The following is a 17,027-nucleotide window of genomic DNA, read 5'->3' as shown; positions in this document are numbered from 1 at the left end:
TTTAAAATCTGATCCCGAATCCCCGAGTTGGGTGATCAACGCCTCGAACAGAGACATATCTCGGCGCGATCGCCCCCACAAATCGAGTACAGTTGTCGTCAAACCCTTCGTGAGGAAAAAACGGTTGCGCGGTACGATCCCCTCTTCTAACAGCAAAATCACCTCCTTTCGGCGTTATGTCGAAGAGGCCCGTTGGGGGTTCAAACTCGAACTCCTCAAAACCCTGGTTCAACGAGAACTCGAATCTCGCTACAAAGGTTCGGTATTGGGGAATCTCTGGCCGCTGCTGACGCAACTGAGTCAACTGCTGATCTACACCTACGTTTTTTCCATCGTCCTCCAAGTTCGCTTAGAACTCTCGGGGGTTCCCGCCAACAACTTCGCCTATGGATTGTGGCTATTTGCGGGCCTAGTCCCTTGGTTCGCGTTTACCACTGGCCTCTCCCAAGCCGCCTCAGCGGTGGTGTCGCAAACCAACTTAGTCAAAAAGGTGGTCTTTCCGCTGAGTTTACTGCCCCTCGTTCCCGTCTGTGCCGCCTTTGTCGAAAGTACCTTCGGCTTGATGATTTTGGTGATTTTTGTGGCTATCTTCACTCAGCAGTTCCATACCACCCTACTGCTCATGCCACTCCTGTGTTTGCCTCAACTTCTCCTCACCTCTGGGTTAGGCTACTTTACCGCCGCCTTGACGGTGTTTTTGCGAGATATTCCCCAAACCCTGAATGTGGTGTTAAATCTCTGGTTCTACCTTACCCCCATTGTCTATCCGGTCAGCACAATTCCTGAAGGCTTCCGAAGTTGGATTTTTTGGCTGAATCCTCTGGCCGCCTTAGCGGAAGTCTATCGAGATGCCATTATTGTGGGACAAATCCAGCATTGGGGTGAATGGGCGATCGCCGGAGTCGTTGCCTCGATTGTCTTTTTGGGGGGATTATGGTCGTACCGTAAACTACGGCCGGGATTTGCTGACGTCTTGTAAGGGACTTCCCCGTCTCCCCCACAGTTGTCTCTCCTCACCTCGCTCACCCTCGAACTGACAGTCTAATGGCTTCAATGGACGATCTGGCTATTTCCGTTCACAATGTCTCGAAATGTTTTCGGCGATATCAACATCCCACCGATCGCCTGAAAGAACTCCTATTTCCCAGTAAAAAGCAATATGCGGAGTTTTGGGCCTTACGAAATGTCAGTCTGGAAGTCCCCAGGGGACAAACTCTAGGGATTGTGGGGCGTAATGGTTCGGGGAAAAGTACTCTGCTTCAGATTATTGTGGGGACGTTAATGCCCACATCGGGAAATTTACAGGTGAATGGCCGCATCTCGGCCCTGTTGGAACTCGGAAGTGGCTTTAACCCGGAGTTCACGGGCCGTCAGAATGTCTTTTTTAGTGGGCAACTGTTGGGATTGACAAAACCCGAGATTGAGGAACGCTTTGATGATATCGCCAGCTTCGCTGATATTGGCGATTTTATTGATCAACCGGCCAAAACCTACTCCAGTGGCATGTTTGTCCGCCTGGCCTTTGCCGTGGCCACCAGTGTTGATCCTGATATTTTAGTTGTGGATGAAGCCCTCGCGGTGGGGGATGAGGCCTTTCAACGCCGCTGTTTTTCCCGTATTGCAGCCCTGCAATCCCAAGGAAGTACCACCTTATTTGTCTCCCACTCCGCTAGTAAGGTGGTGGAGTTGTGCGATCGCGCCCTCTTACTCGATCATGGAGAAGCCCTCCTAGCTCATGAACCCAAATTCACCATTGACCGCTATCATAAGCTGATTTACGCCCCCCCGGAACGCCTGGAAAGCTTCCGAGAAGAAATTCGCAACACCCCGGATTTACCGCCCGATCTTCCTGAAACCCCAACCCCTGAACCTTCCCCCTCAACAAGCGCTTCAGGGGAAGTTGGCCTCTCGCCGCTAGACGAGGATTTTTATGATCCCAACTTGGTTCCCAAAAACACCATTTCCTATATTCCTCGGGGGGCAAAAATTCTCAATCCTCATATTGAAACCCCCGATGGCCGCATGGTGAATCACATCACCGGCCGTCAGGAGTATGTCTATACGTACCATGTCACCTTCTATAAAACGGCCTATCGCGTTCGTTTTGGGATGTTGGTGAAAACCGTCAGTGGCCTGGAACTTGGGGGAGCATCATTTACGGCGGCCAGTCAGGAAATTGAACGAGTTGATCCCAATACGACGATTGAGGTTCGCTTTGATTTCCGCTGTTTGCTGAATCCGGGGGCCTATTTCCTCAATGCTGGGGTGTCGGGAACGGTGGAGGGCCAGTTTACCTATTTGGCCCGAGGAATTGATATCGCCATGTTCCGGGTTCGCCCTGAACAAGACTCTTTCGCCAGTGGGATTGTGGACTTATTGGTAGACCCCCATTTAAATTTACTCACAGATGAGTCCGTTCCTCGCCCGGGTGAAGCGTTCCCAAGCGACTCCGCCAGGGTAGAATCACTGTAGCGAGGCGATCGCCTGTTGCGATCGTCAGATTTACTCCCTACTCCCCTCTGTGACAGTGAATGCTATGACCGATGATGCGATCGCCCAACGCCAGCAGGAGATCATCCAACAATATGGCCCCTGGACGAACCACAATCTCCGCCTGGGAGGTCATCTCTATACCATGTCGGCGGACACCTGTTCTGGGGCGGAAGTGAAGGTCCGCCGCGTCTTACAAGCGGTTCGGGATTTTTGCGGTGAGGATTTATCTCGATTGCGAGTCTTGGATTTAGCCTGTTTGGAAGGCCTCTATGGCTTAGAATTGGCCCTCCATGGGGCGACGGTGGTGGGATTGGAAGGACGAGAGAGTAATTTGGCCAAGGCCCGCTTTAGTCAGGAGGTGCTACACCTCGATAACATTGAGTTTGTCTGTGATGATGTGCGCAACCTCAGTCGGGAAGCCTATGGCAGCTTCGATGTGGTACTCTGTATCGGGATTTTCTATCATCTCAACGCCCCCGATGTCTTTGAGTTCGCTCAGCACATTGCTAATGTCTCCAGTCGTCTGGCCCTATTTGATACCCATGTCAGTTCAACGGCTGAACAGGCCTATGAATATCAGGGACAAACCTATTGGGGACGGTCCTATGCTGAGGATCATACGGCCTGGGGGTCGATTGGCAATGAGGAAAGTGTTTGGCTAACTCGCTCCTCCCTCTATAATCTGTTGGCGGATGTGGGCTTTGATTCGGTATATGAATGTCATCAGCCGATGGTTCCCAAGTATGAACAGATGCGTCAGGAGGGCCAGGCCGATCGCAGTACCTTCTTAGCCCTGCATAATCCCCCTCATCCACTCAAAACCACTGATTTGCTGCGGAATCAACCCCGCGATCGCTACGGCGATGGTCCTCAATAAGCCCTCAATTCCTCTGACTCATGTTCCAACCCCTGATTATTACGGGAATGCACCGTTCGGGAACCTCCCTTGTCGCCTCACTGATTCAAGCGGCTGGGGTTCATTTGGGCGATCGCTTTGTCGAGGCCGATTCCCATAATGCACCCGGCTATTTTGAGGATGAGGATTTTGTGCAGTTCCAGCGTTGGCTGTTACAGTCGATTACGCCGGAGGAGCAGGAGGGATGGCATGATTGGGGTTGGACGGTGAGTGATCCCATCCATAGTCAAGACTTAACCGCCTTTGACGCCAAGGCCAAACAACTAATTCAAGACCGTTTCCATCTCAATCAACCTTGGGGTTGGAAGGACCCTCGTACCAGTTTACTGCTGGATTTTTGGTATCGTCATCTTCCTGAGGCTAAGTTTGTCTTCGTATACCGTAATCCTTGGGATGTAGCCGATTCGATTCGCCGACTCCAGGCCCCCGTGTTTGAGGAACATCCCGATTGGCTGTTGCAAATTTGGGCCTATTATAATCGCCATCTTTGGGATTTTTATCGTCGTCACGGCGATCGCAGCCTCCTGGTTCATACCAACACGGTTCTGGAACAGCCGCAACGATTCAGTCAGTTATTGCGAGATAAACTCCAGCTTCCCCTAGAAACAGATCTCACCCCGGAACGGGTGGCCCAGATTTATCAACCTCATCTGTTCCATACCCTTGATGTTTATCATCCGTTCGCCGAAAGTGTCCGCCAACGGGCCTCTCGCCATATCCTCTGGCTGGCCGAGTTGAATCATCTGGCGGATTTACCCCAGGATCTCCCCCAAGATACGGACAGTCGCCCCAGCCTCCCCCTAACCGTCTCTCGCCAACTCCCGAACCTCAACTTAGCCCCCCAAACCCTCAATATCCCAGCGGTGACGGTAGTGATTCCCGTGTTTAATCAAGGGGAATTTCTCTTGGAGGCGTTGGCCAGTGTGCAAAGCTGCCAAAAACCGGTGTATGAGATTGTAATTGTCAATGATGCCTCAACGGATTCGTTAACATTAAAGGTATTGGAGTATCTACGACAAAAAGGCTTTACGGTGGTAGATCATTTCCAGAATCAAGGGTTGGCTGAGGCGCGAAATACGGGCTTTCAACAGGCACAAGGACGTTATATTTTACCCCTAGATGCAGACAACAAGATTCGCTCAGATTATATTACAAAGTCTATCGAAGTCCTTGACGAAAATCCCGATATCGGCGTGGTTTATGGGAACGCCGAATATATTGGCGACAAACAGGGGATTTGGCAAGTTCCTCCCTTTGATGTGAACCGCTTAGCGGTGGGAAATTATATTGACGCTTGTGCAGTCGTCCGGAAAAGTCTTTGGGAAGATTGTGGCGGTTACGACCCCCATATTCCCGACAAAATGGGCTATGAGGATTGGGATTTATGGCTGAGTGCGGCGGGACGAGGTTGGCAGTTTTATCACCTGGATGAGGTGCTGTTTGAGTATCGCTTTCGCCGGGAGTCGATGGTCAGCCGCTGCAATGTTCCGGATAATCGCGAGCGGTTGATGCACTATCTCTGTGCTAAACATCTGGATTTGTATGTTACGAATTTCCCAAGTATTTTTGCCAAGAAAGATAGTGAGTTATTAGCAGAACGGTTGCAGGTTGAAACTCTAAAACGACAAATTGAGGAGTTGGTTGAGGAGCGCGATCGCAGCCAAGACGATGTCCTTCATTATCAGACTGAACTGCACCAAGCAAACTTAGAATTGCAACAGATGCAGTCGCAGCTATTTCCCACCCAGGCGGAGTTAGAGGCGAGGACTCAAGAACGCAATGACTTACGCCAGGAAACAGAAGAGTTGCATCGAAAACTTTTCGACGCGCTTCAGAAAAAAGATGCTTTAGCCGTTGAACTAGATGCGGTAAAAGGAGATTTAAAAGCCGTTGAAAAATATGGAGAAGACCGATTCGAGGCAGTTCACGAGCAACTTGAGTCAGCTCACGAACAAATGCAATCTGTGCATGAGCATTACTGCCAAGAACTGCTGAGACTACAACAACAATTACAGGTTGAGCGATCGCAATTTCAAGCGGCACAAAGTCATCTAGAACGGAACTTAACGGCCCATCAGGATGTAATTGCCGCCCATCAAGCAACAATTGCGGCCATGGAAGCCACCAAATTCTGGAAATTGCGTATCCTGTGGTTCAAATTCAAAACCCCTCTATTACGCCTCCTCAAACGAACTCCAGAGGTTCCTCCCGCCCCAGCAACGGCGTCGCCCTACCCCGACCCCAATTCCGATATTTACCGCATCTGGTTGAGTCAAAACAGTCCTCGTCCGGGAGATTTAATGCGTTTGCAGCGGGAGGTGCAACAGTTCGACTATCAACCCACCATTAGCGTGGTCATGCCCGTTTATAACACCCCAGCTGACTATCTCGAACAGGCGATCGAATCTGTTTTGGCACAGATTTATCCTCATTGGCAACTCTGCATCGCCGATGACGCCTCCCCGCAACCCCATGTCCGCACCACTCTGGAGAAATATCGCCAACAAGACGAGCGGATTCAGGTCGTCTATCGGTCCGAAAATGGGCATATTTCCCAAGCCTCCAATAGTGCTTTAGAGGTCGCCACAGGGGAATTTATCGCCCTCATGGACCATGACGACCTCATGACGCCCGATGCGTTGTTTGAGGTGGTTAATGCCCTAAACGACTGTCCCGAAACAGATATGCTGTATTCCGATGAGGACAAAGTCGATGAACACAACCAACTCAAAGACCCCTTTTTCAAACCCGATTGGTGTCCCGACTCCTTCCTCTCCCGGATGTACACCTGTCATTTAGGCGTCTATCGCCGCCATATCATCGAAGAGATTGGCGGTTTCCGGACTGGCTTTGAAGGCGCTCAAGACTACGATCTCGTGTTACGCTTTACCGAGAAGAGCGATCGCATCGTCCATATCCCCAAAATCCTCTATCACTGGCGGTCTCACCCCGAATCCACCGCCAGCCGTCTTGCCAGCAAATCCTACGCCACCACCGCCGCCGCCAAGGCCCTCACTGAAGCCCTCCAACGTCGCGGCGAACCGGGAATCGTCACCCCAACCGCCACGGGCCACTGGATTCCCCATTACGAAATTCGTAAACCGGGCAAAGTCAGTATCATCATTCCCACCAAAGACCTCGCCAGTACCCTAAACACCTGTCTGACCTCAATTTTCCGCCTCACCACCTATCCCGATTATGAGGTGATTGTGGTGGACAACGGCAGTACACAACGACAAACCCAGCGTCTATTCAAAACCTGGGCCAAACGAGAATCCCAACGCTTCCGCGTCGAACCCCTCGATATTCCCTTCAACTATCCCAAACTCAACAATTTCGGCGTCTCCAAAGCCACCGGAGACTATCTGCTGTTCCTCAACAACGACACAGAAATCAGCCAAGGAGATTGGCTAACCGCCATGGTGGAACAGGGACAACGCCCCTCCATCGGGGCCGTTGGGGCAACTCTTCTCTATCCCGATAACACCATCCAACACGCCGGGGTTGTTTTAGGGATTGGTGGAGTAGCCGGCCATAGCCATAAATTCTATCCTAAAGATGCGATCGGCTATTTCGCCCAACTGCAAACCGTCAATAACTACTCCGCCGTCACCGCCGCCTGTCTCCTCTGTCGCCGGGAGGTGTTCGATGCCATCGGTGGCTTTGAAGAATCCCTCAGCGTCGCCTTCAACGATGTGGACTTCTGTTTGAAAATGATAGAAAAAGGCTATCGCAACGTCTGTTTACCCCATGTCCGCCTCTATCACTACGAGTCAAAAAGTCGCGGCCAAGAAAACACCCCCGAGAAGCAACTCCGCTTTAAGCAGGAAATCGATTACATGAAACACCGCTGGGGCGACTATTTAGAGGATGACCCCTGTTACAATCCCCACCTCAGCCGCGAACGAGAGGACTACAGCCTCACCCTAACCTCCCCCTCCCTGGTCCCAGTCCTCTAGGGAACCCGAATCCACCTCAAAAAGTCTCGGGATAGTGAATACCAAACCCGCCATAGTGGTATAGCGGTTGCAATTCCGCAAAAGGCAAATCCCGAACTTGTTTGTCCCCTCCATCAGAGGGAATAGGAGTGGGTTCTCCCCCTGTTCCCTGTTCCCTGTTCCCTGTTCCCTTTTTCTCCCCTATGCTTTCCCGACGATTCCTCCTCTTCACCCTCTCCCTTCTCACCAGCCTTCTGGTCACCACCGCCTGTCAAACCACCAACCCCCCCCAGGCGAGTCGTCAACCGGACCTAGCCCCCCATGAAATCGTCCAGCCCCCTGACCCGGACTGGATGCAATTCATCCCCCCTATTGATTGCACCCTTGGGGACGACTGTTTCACCCTCCTCTACGTCGACCGCGACCCCAGCGACAACGCCCAAGACTTCGCCTGTGGCCGCCAAACCTATGACGGTCATAACGGCACCGATTTTGCCATTCCTGACCAAGTGGCTATGGAAGAAGGAGTCGCCGTCATCGCTGCGGCCGACGGACAAGTGTTGCGATTACGGGATGGCGAACCCGACCGCCGCCTGAGAACCGCTGAGGACATCGCCGAAATCGAGGAACAAGGACGCGAATGTGGCAATGGTTTAGTGATGGACCACGGCGACGGCTGGGAAACCCAATATTGTCATCTCAAGCAAAATAGTCTTGTGGTCGAACCCGGCCAGCAGGTGGCCCAGGGTGAAACCTTGGGATTGGTGGGCCTCTCAGGAAAAACCACCTTTCCCCATGTTCATATTACCGTTCGCCATCAAGGAGAGGTCATCGACCCCTTTGTTGGCGTAACCGATGAGACGGGGTGCAACTTAGAACGTCGTCCCCTTTGGGAAGACCCCCTCGGCTATGAACCCACAGGGGTTTTAAGTGCTGGCTTTGCGGCGGAAGACTTGTCTCTTGACCGGTTCTGGCAGGGATATTTTAATGATGTGAGTTTGTCTGAGGATATTCCTCTAATTTACTTCTGGGTCCATGGCTATGGCATTTTGGAGGGAGATGTGGAACATTTCCGACTCCTTGACCCCGAGGAAACGGTGATTACGGACTATGAAACGACCGCTGAGCGATCGAATCTCAACTGGTACAACGCGGTGGGAAAACGCAATACTGACCAGCAGCCGATTTTGCCGGGAACCTGGCGTGGGGAGTATGAACTACGCCGAGGTGACGAGGTGATTGTTTCTCTGGAACGGGAGATTCAGGTGCAGGCCGTGCGCTAACCGCATCGTGGGGAGACCTTAACCCGTCTCCCCACGAAAAAAAATAAGCCCGAACTAATTTCGGGCTAAGCATAACAAGCCTGTTGGATAAATGTTTTTAAAAAGCTGGCTCTTTATTGAATACAGAGCCGATTTAAACTGCCGCCCACTAAACTTTAGGGAGGATTTATAAGGTTGCCTATTATATGGGTGGCAACCGGTGTTGAACCTTCACCTGTCATTAGACCAGTCAAATGTGAAGATTTTATTTAGAAATATCTCCGATGGGGGTCTAAAATCGCCTGTAACCCTTACCCAATATGGGTTTCATAAACATTACGTAACTTAACAAGATGTTACAATGTAAAGAAATGGTAAAGAAGTGACGGCAGGTGGGGTCGCTTCTCGCAGAACGCATCCGGTAACAGCTCTTCATCGGTGCGTCGTCTCCCTCTTCCCAGACCTGGGGAGAGCAAGTCAAGCGAAGTCCCTTGCTCCCCCGAGTCGCTCTAGTCAAGCTCGCCATTCAACTCCTGGCCCAGTTCCTGCAATAGGGGTTTGAGGGTACGAGTCCAGGCTGAGTTCATGCTTCCTGGGGAAATTTGGAAGTGAGCGGCGAGACTCGATAGAGTCCATGTCTCCCCCCGCAAGACAGAATCGACGATGTGCAAACAAACCATCTGAGCGGTGAGGCCGGAGGCTTTGTGAACCCAGGCGCTTCGGAATTTGCCGTTTACATCTTTGAAGATGGCCCGGCGAATGCGCTGGATGAGGGAAGGCTCTGGATTGGGGGGTGCGGGTTGGTTCTCCAGGCGGTTGAACCGTTCCCCGTTGCGGGAGTAGCTGAAGTTGGAGGTTTGCCAGCGGCTTTGTTGTTTTTTCAGCTTCAGGTATTCCCCTTTGCAGCGGATGTTCCAGAGGGTGATGAGGCTACCGTTTCCAGCATCGGGGTCATAGGCGTGACCCCCACGCACCGCACCCCGCAATTTTCGTTCGATGTAGTCCCAGGCGGTTTCGCTGGCTTGCAAGTAGAGTAGGTCTTGTTGGCCTTGGGGGGGAATCCAATAGAGGTGGCGGGGAGCGGCTTCCATTAGCCGCAGGAGTTGGCGACGATAGCGTTTGCGTTGCCGGGGGCAGGTCGTTTGACACAATTGACGAGCCAGGGATTTGAGCCGTTCATGATATGAGGCGAGGCCCATCAGTTGCTGACGTTCTGCGAGGTTATAAATGTAGGTCATGGGTTAATGTCCTTGACGTATTTGGCTATCTTTAGCCTCGCATTGGAGTCAGGAAAGGCCCATATTAAACTGATAAAATCTACATGAAATTGATGGATTTTTTTGTTTAGATAGAATCCAGATAAAATGTAGATTAAATATGGATAAAATAGAGTAAATTTTTATCTTTTTCGGGAAATTGGGCTACCCCGAAATCTATAGCCCTAGGGAGATAAGACTGGACATTGATAGAATACCCATTTTCAGAAGTCGTGCCCTAGATATCTGTAGGGGCGAACCGCAAGTGGCGCGCCCTCCTCGGTGTTGTATGTCTGGCTACCCCGAAATCTGTAGCTCTAGGGAGATAAGACTGGACATTGATAGAATACCCATTTTCAGAAGTCGTGCCATAGATATCTGTAGGGGCGAACCGCAAGTGGCGCGCCCTCCTCGGTGTTGTATGTCTGGCAAGGATTTCAAAAAATGGTCTAAAAAAAAAGGTGCTCTGCGCCGATAGAAAAAACTACAAAAAACAAAGAGCAAAGCGCAAGAGGACAAGAGTTGATAGGGCTAAGGAGTCCGCGCCACGGCACAACACACCCGAAAACCGATGTAGCGGTAGCGAATTTCCGGGGTCTCCCTGTAGCGGCTAGCAGAACGGCAGTTCCTAGGGTAGTCGTCCCAAGAACCGCCGCGCAGGAGCTTTGGATTGTTCTGTTGAAGTATCTTAGACAACCCATATTGCCAATTTTTCCATAAATACGAATAATTATCGTTATCAAACCAAGGTTGCTCATCACTGCGAGCCTCTTGGTAACTGTCGTGCCAATCGTCTAAACACCATTCCCAAAGATTGCCGTGCATATCATATAGCCCAAAGCCATTAGCAGGAAAACTGCCTACTGGGGTGGTTCCCTGGCGATACAATCCTTTGTGACCTAGGCCATAGAGATAGTTTCCGTCATAGTTCGCCAAGTCTGTGGAGAGGGTGTCACCGAAAGAAAAGGGGCTTGTGGTTCCGGCACGACAGGCATATTCCCATTCCGCCTCACTGGGGAGACAATAGTTTTGTCCCGTGGCTTGACTCAAGCGAGCGCAAAACTCGATGGCGTCATACCATGAGACTCGCTCAACTGGGCGTGTATCTCCTTTGAACTCTGATGGCTCAAGCGCAAGGGGACGATGGATTTGAGGCAGCTGAGCCACGGCACGCCACTGCACCTGGGTCACAGGATGTTTCCCCATTAAAAACTCAGGAACTGTGACTGAGTGCTGGGGATATTCATAGACAAGTGTATTTTTTTCCCTTTGAGCGGCTCCCATAAGGAAGGTTCCGCCGGGAATCTTCACCATCTCCAGGGTCACACCATTGGGGAGTTTTTCCCGCCATTGGACGTTGCAACGGCTGTGGCGTTCAATCCTAATATTGGACTTAACAATCTCTAATTTCGCTGTTTCAAACTCGAAGCGTTTAAACCCGTCGAGATAGTCGATAACCTGTTGCGCGGTCCAGCGTTCCTGGAGATTTCGGTGCAAACAGCCCTGTACAAGAGCTTGCAATTCTCCCGGCAATGAGGGACGTTGCAGATTTCCGGCCATCACCTGCTTCATCAGTTGATTATCATCCTCAAACTGATAGGGAAATTTGCCCGTTAGCGCCACCACCACGATAATGCCCAACGACCAGATATCCCAAGCCGGGGAAATTTTGCTGTCAAAGGCTTCGGGAGGCATATAGACCCGTGTTCCAGCACGACTGGCCGTTTGCACATAACTCTGCGGACCCAAACTGCGAATTAGGCCAAAATCTGAGAGTTTCCAGGAGGAGTTAGCCCAGAGAACATTCCCTGGCTTTAAGTCCCGATGCACTTTCCCCTGTTGATGCAGATACTTTAACGCCGCTGCTACGTGACGAATCAGGGTTTTCGTCTCAGCAATAGACAGGGGCTGTTGTTGTATCCTGTCCTGTAGAGAATACTCCCCTTTCTCCATGACCAGATAGAGGAAATCCATACCATTCAACTCGCAAGCCCCGGCGGTGTGGGCGCGAACCAGATGGGGATGTTCCAGGTGGGTGGCTTGCTTTAACTCATTGAGTTGGTCATTGGTCTCATCATCCTCATCATAAAGAATCAGCTTCACGGCCAGTTCCCGTAACATAATCTCCCGCACCCGCTCTTCGGCGAGAAACACGCCACCAAATCTCCCCACCCCGAGGAGTCGTCTGAGATAGTAGTTATACATTGTCTGTCCTGTCAGACCCTTGTAAACTGTCTTAAGCTGCATCAGCTCTCGCTGTCCCCTCTGTCTTCTCTGACTCTGTGCTTCTATTCTCCCCCATAATCGTCAGAGTTGCACCAAGCCTCAAACTCATCTCAAGTTGTCGATTGGGACCCTAGGAGGGGCCGCTAGACCGGGTTGAGTGAGTTAGGGTTCGCAGCTAATTCTGAGGATATAGCCTTGTCCTTTTTTGGTCTCTAACTGGGTTTTGGCAGTTTCTGAGCCATTTTGCTCAAGGAGACGGCGAATGTCACGGGCTAACATATTGACATCAGCAGGAAGCCGTCCCCGGTCGTCATCGTTACCCCAGGCCGCCTCAATTAACTCATCATAGGAGCAGAGGACTGGTTCCCCTTGGTCGAGGTTGCGTTGAGCCATGTAACCCAGCATTTGGTTGACTTTGGTACGGGGAGTTAGGGGCGATCGCGCCTTCCCTTCCTGATAAAATAGGGTGGCCTGGGAGACTTTATAGACAAAGTCTGGGGTCAATTTGATATCATTAGGTCCTCGGCTGGGTTCGGCGGTGGGGTTAGGATCATGAAAGACCAGTTTCCAGCCGTGAATTTCCATGACGCAACCGGGATCTAAGGGAACGGTACGACGGTTGACGGGTTCTGGGGGATAATTGGGATAATGAACGATAATCCCATTGCGGCTATCGTCTTGAATCCACCATTGACCCCCTTCTCGTTCTAAGAGACAATGTTTGACTCGGGTAATGCGAGAGTCGGGGTCTTCGGGTAAGGGGATATCGTTTTCTGGAAATCGCCCAATGGTATAGTGGGTATCCTGCAAGACAAGCTTGTTTGACTCTCCACTGGGAGATTGAATTAATAAGTAGGGATACAGGTCAGTCATTGGCTCGGGAGGACTTGGCTAAAGGTTGAGTGTTAGTTGTTGGGGGGGCGATCGCCCAATGACTCTGCTGGCTCTTCTAGGGCATAGTTCGCTATAAATAATTCCGCCCCTTTATTGGCTTTTTCTTGTTTATAGTTGTTCATTCCATATTGTAATTCCCATTCATACAGGTTAGCAAAGCGAAAATTTTCCCGAACTTGGGGACAGTCATCATAGGTGATTAGCCAGTCGTGGGGACAGGTTTTCAAAACCTCTGCAAAACGCTCATGGTCGAACTGGCTATGGTAATGACCCCGTTTTCCGTATAGTTTTGATTTGGTGGCACTGAGGTAGGGAGGATCGAGAAAAATGAAGGTGCGATTATCGCCCTCATTTTTTCCCTCGGCTTGCACCACTTCCCTAAAATCCAGGTTGGTAATTTTTACCCCCTGCAAAACCTGCCCCAAGTTGCTCAAACGGTCAATGGATGATGGGGTAAATCGCTGTTCAAAGGCATTATTTGAATAGCCTCCTGCCTCAATCGTTCCTGAAAAGGTGATGCGATTCAGGATAAAAAAACGAATGGCTCGCTCTAACTCCGAGAGTTGATTCACATCAGCTCTAGCCAACTCTTGAAATAACCCCCGTCCATCCTGACACGTCTGTTGAATCTGTCGCACTGTTTGGGTAAACTCAGTTAGCTGAGATTGGGCACATTTCCAAAAATAATAGACCTCAGGATTGAGGTCGTTAATCCAAATCGGTAAATTGGGCTGCCATTTCTTGAGTTCAATAAATACGGAACCTCCGCCAACAAATGGCTCTCGATACGCATTAAAGGAGCTGGGAAACTTGGCAAAAATCTGACGAATTGCCTTAGATTTACCGCCAGGATATCGTAGAGGAGTCCGAATTGATTTTGGGGTTGGCATCAGGTTATGAACTGGAAAACACAATCGCCAGGTAAGCGATAAACTTGCTCACCAGAAGGACAACACTCAATTAGGCTAAATTCGACGGCGGTGCAGAGCGATACTGTTGCAATTGCAGGGCGATCGCCTTTTGAAGATCCTGACGTTTCACTTCTACCCCCATGTCTCGCTCTCCCGGAGTTTCAAAGAGAATCAGACTCTCCACCCGGTCTAACGCCAGTAACTGAAATAAAATATGGGTAACCGGAAGCGACACCGCCAGCAACTGCGGGGCGTTGCTTTGGGGTTCACTGGCTTTCGCATCCTCGAAACTGGGAAACCCGTAGATCACGGATTTTTCTAAATCTACATTGAGACGATTACTTAACGTCGTCATCAACCAATTGCTATCGGGAGTTTGTAAAATATAGTAGTGCTGATGACGGAGGCGATCGGCGAAGGCTTTGAGAACCGGGGCGATCGCCGCGATCGCCCCCGGCGTCGAACCATCCTGAGGCGCATTGTCAATCAGAGTTTGAATTTGCTGATCTAAACTCATAGAAGCAGAATCATAAAATTTGCGACGGCAATCCCTTGACAAACTGTTAAACCTGTTGTAATTTCCCCAAAACCCTTAGAAATCCCCCCCACCCCTAGATACAATCTAATCGAAGACTCATCTAAGACATCAACCCAGTTTACCCGTAACCCCTAACCGAATGTCGGACTCACTCACTCAAACCGCCAGCCCTTCCATCACCCTCAACGTTGCCCCCGCCCAAACCTTGCGGGGCGAGAACATCCTGCCCGAAGCCGCCCAACGCATCGCCCAACTGGGACAGCGGCCGTTCTTAGTGGCCGGCGATCGCACCCTAGATCTCGCCAAAGACCAGATCCAACCCCACCTCACTCAAAACCAGCTTACCCCATCGACCCACTCCTACGGTCGCGACTGCGACGAAGCCGACCTCGATCGCCTCAAAAGCGCCCTCCGCCAACGTCAAGCCGATGTCGTGATTGGCATTGGCGGCGGTAAAGCCCTAGACACCGCCAAACTTCTCGCCTATCGCTGCCAAGTTCCCGTCGTCACCATTCCCACCTCAGCCGCCACCTGTGCCGCCTGGACAGCCCTTTCCAACGTCTACACCCCCGACGGGGCCTTTCGTTACGATGTCCCCCTCCCCGTCTGCCCCAACCTCCTCGTCCTCGACTACGCCCTCATTCGCACCGCCCCCCGACGCACCCTCGTCGCCGGCATTGGCGACGCCCTCGCCAAATGGTACGAAGCCTCCGTCAGTAGCGGCAGTTCCGACCAAACCCTCATTGTCGCCGCCGTACAACAGGCCCGCGTCTTACGGGACTTACTCCTGCAAAAATCCGCCGCCGCCCTCGCTGAACCCGGTAGCCCCGTCTGGCGGGAAGTTGTCGATGCCAGCGTTCTCCTGGCCGGAGTCATCGGTGGCTTAGGCGGCGCCCAATGTCGCACCGTCGCCGCCCATGCCGTCCATAACGCCCTCACCCATCTGAGCGACTGCCACCATACCATTCACGGTGAAAAAGTCGCCTATGGCATTCTCGTTCAACTGCGACTCGAAGAAATTGTCCAACATAACCAACTCGCCGCCACCGCCCGTCAGCAATTGTTGACCTTTTACCGAGAGATTGGTCTCCCCCAAACCCTGGCTGATTTAGGCTTAGGGGAGATTTCCCTGGGCCAACTTCAGCAGGCCGCCGAATTTGCCTGTGGTCCCAACTCCGACATTCATCATCTGCCCTTCCCCGTCGAACCCGCCCAAGTGATGGCGGCCATGGTGTCCACCACCGTCGGCTATTCTCTGGGGGTCACCCCTGACGCTTCAGTGGTCAGCCATAACTCCTAAAACCTGATAGAGTAAAAGGTCTGTGTCTTCCTCCCTCGAACTCAATGGTACTGGATTGGATTAGCCCTGCGGAGCGGGTGCAAGCATTACCCCCCTATGTTTTTGCGCGTCTCGATGAGTTGAAAGCCCGTGCGCGAGAACAGGGTCTAGACTTGATTGATTTGGGGATGGGCAACCCCGACGGGGCCACCCCCCAACCGGTGATTGACTCAGCCATCAAAGCCCTGCAAAATCCAGCCAATCACGGCTATCCGCCCTTTGAAGGAACCGGCAGTTTCCGCCAAACCATCACTGACTGGTATTACCGCCGCTATAGCGTCAAACTCGATCCGGATGGGGAGGCGTTGCCCCTATTGGGATCGAAAGAGGGATTATCCCATTTGGCATTAGCCTATCTCAATCCCGGCGATTTAGTCTTAGTTCCCAGTCCCGCCTATCCGGCCCATTTTCGCGGGCCGTTGATTGCGGGGGCTAAGGTGCATTCGATTCCCCTCTCGGCGGAGAACGACTGGCTGATTGATTTGAGTCAGATTCCTGACGAGGTGGCGGACTCGGCGAAAATGCTCTATTTCAACTATCCCAATAATCCCACAGGGGCAACGGCACCGAGGGAGTTTTTTGAGGAGATTGTGGCCTTTGCCCGCCGTCACTCAATTTTGTTGGTTCATGACTTGTGTTACGCCGAGTTAGCGTTTGACGGCTATCAGCCAACGAGTTTATTGGAGATTGAGGGGGCCAAGGAGATTGGCGTGGAGTTCCACACCCTCTCGAAGACCTATAATATGGCGGGTTGGCGCGTGGGCTTTGTGGTGGGGAACCGCCATGTGATTCAAGGCTTGCGAACCCTAAAGACGAATTTGGATTATGGGATTTTCTCGGCGTTGCAATGTGCGGCAGAGACGGCGTTACAGTTGCCGGAAGTCTATTTGGAACAGGTGCAGCAACGCTACAGCAGCCGCCGCGATTTCTTGATTGAGGGGTTAGGCCGTTTGGGCTGGACGGTGCGTAAACCCTTAGCCACCATGTATTTATGGGTGGAATGTCCCCCTGGGATGGGGTCAACGGATTTTGCCCTAACGGTGTTGCAACAGACGGGGGTGGTAGTTACGCCGGGAAATGCGTTTGGGAAAGGCGGTGAGGGCTATGTGCGCGTTAGTTTGATTGCAGAGTGCGATCGCCTCCAGACGGCATTAGATCGCCTAGAAGCCGCCGGAATCCGTTATGAGTCTTAATAGTGATGAGGCTCCAGCCTCGTCATGTGTAGGGGGAGGCTCTGTCTCCCGTCATCTCTCG

The 17,027-nt window shown here is 51.7% G+C and carries 12 protein-coding genes; 7 read left to right on the top strand and 5 right to left on the bottom strand.

Translation table 11 applies throughout. The features are described from left to right. Positions 1-157: 157 nt before the first annotated feature. The 5 genes from L855_RS05175 to L855_RS05155 all read left to right on the top strand — a co-directional run bounded on the left by L855_RS05175 (position 158) and on the right by L855_RS05155 (position 8,630). Complete coding sequence (locus L855_RS05175; protein ID WP_246199439.1) at positions 158-979, top strand: ABC transporter permease; 822 nt, start codon at positions 158-160, stop codon at positions 977-979. 74 nt (positions 980-1,053) lie between these two features. Next, positions 1,054-2,472 carry an ABC transporter ATP-binding protein gene (locus tag L855_RS05170; protein WP_159790969.1) on the top strand — a complete coding sequence of 473 codons (1,419 nt, stop codon included), beginning with the start codon at positions 1,054-1,056 and terminating at the stop codon, positions 2,470-2,472. Between the two features lie 49 nt (positions 2,473-2,521). After that, positions 2,522-3,370, top strand: coding sequence for a class I SAM-dependent methyltransferase (locus L855_RS05165; RefSeq protein ID WP_246198734.1), 849 nt, complete (start codon positions 2,522-2,524; stop codon positions 3,368-3,370). Positions 3,371-3,390: 20 nt separating this feature from the next. Continuing rightward, positions 3,391-7,368, top strand: coding sequence for a glycosyltransferase (locus L855_RS05160; RefSeq protein ID WP_159785051.1), 3,978 nt, complete (start codon positions 3,391-3,393; stop codon positions 7,366-7,368). A gap of 182 nt (positions 7,369-7,550) precedes the next feature. Then, entirely contained in the window at positions 7,551-8,630 is a 1,080-nt protein-coding gene (locus L855_RS05155) for a M23 family metallopeptidase (protein ID WP_159785048.1), read from the top strand. 488 nt (positions 8,631-9,118) lie between these two features. Here the strand turns inward: L855_RS05155 and L855_RS05150 are convergent, their stop codons facing one another. The 5 genes from L855_RS05150 to L855_RS05130 all read right to left on the bottom strand — a co-directional run bounded on the left by L855_RS05150 (position 9,119) and on the right by L855_RS05130 (position 14,413). Further along, positions 9,119-9,847 carry a hypothetical protein gene (locus L855_RS05150; RefSeq protein ID WP_159785045.1) on the bottom strand — a complete coding sequence of 243 codons (729 nt, stop codon included), beginning with the start codon at positions 9,845-9,847 and terminating at the stop codon, positions 9,119-9,121. A gap of 549 nt (positions 9,848-10,396) precedes the next feature. Next, positions 10,397-12,070, bottom strand: a complete 1,674-nt coding sequence (locus L855_RS05145; protein WP_159785042.1) for a bifunctional serine/threonine-protein kinase/formylglycine-generating enzyme family protein — start codon at positions 12,068-12,070, stop codon at positions 10,397-10,399. A gap of 183 nt (positions 12,071-12,253) precedes the next feature. After that, positions 12,254-12,964: an FHA domain-containing protein gene (locus L855_RS05140; RefSeq protein ID WP_159785022.1), complete on the bottom strand. Its 711-nt coding sequence runs from the start codon at positions 12,962-12,964 to the stop codon at positions 12,254-12,256. Positions 12,965-12,996: 32 nt separating this feature from the next. Continuing rightward, positions 12,997-13,875 (bottom strand): DNA adenine methylase, encoded by an 879-nt coding sequence (locus L855_RS05135; protein ID WP_159785019.1) that lies wholly within the window; start codon positions 13,873-13,875, stop codon positions 12,997-12,999. Between the two features lie 70 nt (positions 13,876-13,945). Then, positions 13,946-14,413, bottom strand: coding sequence for a hypothetical protein (locus L855_RS05130; RefSeq protein ID WP_159785016.1), 468 nt, complete (start codon positions 14,411-14,413; stop codon positions 13,946-13,948). A gap of 160 nt (positions 14,414-14,573) precedes the next feature. Here L855_RS05130 and L855_RS05125 point away from each other — a divergent pair, with 160 nt between their 5' ends. Both L855_RS05125 and L855_RS05120 read left to right on the top strand, forming a co-directional pair. After that, a complete protein-coding gene (locus L855_RS05125; RefSeq protein WP_159785013.1) occupies positions 14,574-15,734 on the top strand; it encodes an iron-containing alcohol dehydrogenase family protein in 1,161 nt (386 codons plus the stop codon). A 44-nt stretch (positions 15,735-15,778) separates the two neighbouring features. Further along, the gene (locus L855_RS05120) at positions 15,779-16,966 is read left to right on the top strand and encodes an aspartate aminotransferase (RefSeq protein ID WP_159785010.1); all 1,188 of its coding nucleotides are present in this window, start codon (positions 15,779-15,781) and stop codon (positions 16,964-16,966) included. Positions 16,967-17,027 lie beyond the last annotated feature (61 nt).

Origin of the sequence: Sodalinema gerasimenkoae IPPAS B-353 (assembly GCF_009846485.1) — a bacterium.
In the GTDB taxonomy this organism is placed as follows: Bacteria; Cyanobacteriota; Cyanobacteriia; order Cyanobacteriales; family Geitlerinemataceae; genus Sodalinema; species Sodalinema gerasimenkoae.
The sequence above is the reverse complement of the archived record's forward strand: the minus strand, read 5'-3'. Positions and strand labels throughout refer to the sequence as shown.

What these genes read in the sequence shown, in the direction of transcription:
- L855_RS05170 (WP_159790969.1), top strand. Translation starts at nt 1,054, where the DNA reads ATGGACGATCTGGCTATTTCCGTTCACAATGTCTCGAAATGTTTTCGG.
- L855_RS05150 (WP_159785045.1), bottom strand. Translation starts at nt 9,847, where the DNA reads ATGACCTACATTTATAACCTCGCAGAACGTCAGCAACTGATGGGCCTC.
- L855_RS05160 (WP_159785051.1), top strand. Translation starts at nt 3,391, where the DNA reads ATGTTCCAACCCCTGATTATTACGGGAATGCACCGTTCGGGAACCTCC.
- L855_RS05125 (WP_159785013.1), top strand. Translation starts at nt 14,574, where the DNA reads ATGTCGGACTCACTCACTCAAACCGCCAGCCCTTCCATCACCCTCAAC.
- L855_RS05145 (WP_159785042.1), bottom strand. Translation starts at nt 12,070, where the DNA reads ATGTATAACTACTATCTCAGACGACTCCTCGGGGTGGGGAGATTTGGT.
- L855_RS05135 (WP_159785019.1), bottom strand. Translation starts at nt 13,875, where the DNA reads ATGCCAACCCCAAAATCAATTCGGACTCCTCTACGATATCCTGGCGGT.
- L855_RS05155 (WP_159785048.1), top strand. Translation starts at nt 7,551, where the DNA reads ATGCTTTCCCGACGATTCCTCCTCTTCACCCTCTCCCTTCTCACCAGC.
- L855_RS05120 (WP_159785010.1), top strand. Translation starts at nt 15,779, where the DNA reads ATGGTACTGGATTGGATTAGCCCTGCGGAGCGGGTGCAAGCATTACCC.
- L855_RS05140 (WP_159785022.1), bottom strand. Translation starts at nt 12,964, where the DNA reads ATGACTGACCTGTATCCCTACTTATTAATTCAATCTCCCAGTGGAGAG.
- L855_RS05130 (WP_159785016.1), bottom strand. Translation starts at nt 14,413, where the DNA reads ATGAGTTTAGATCAGCAAATTCAAACTCTGATTGACAATGCGCCTCAG.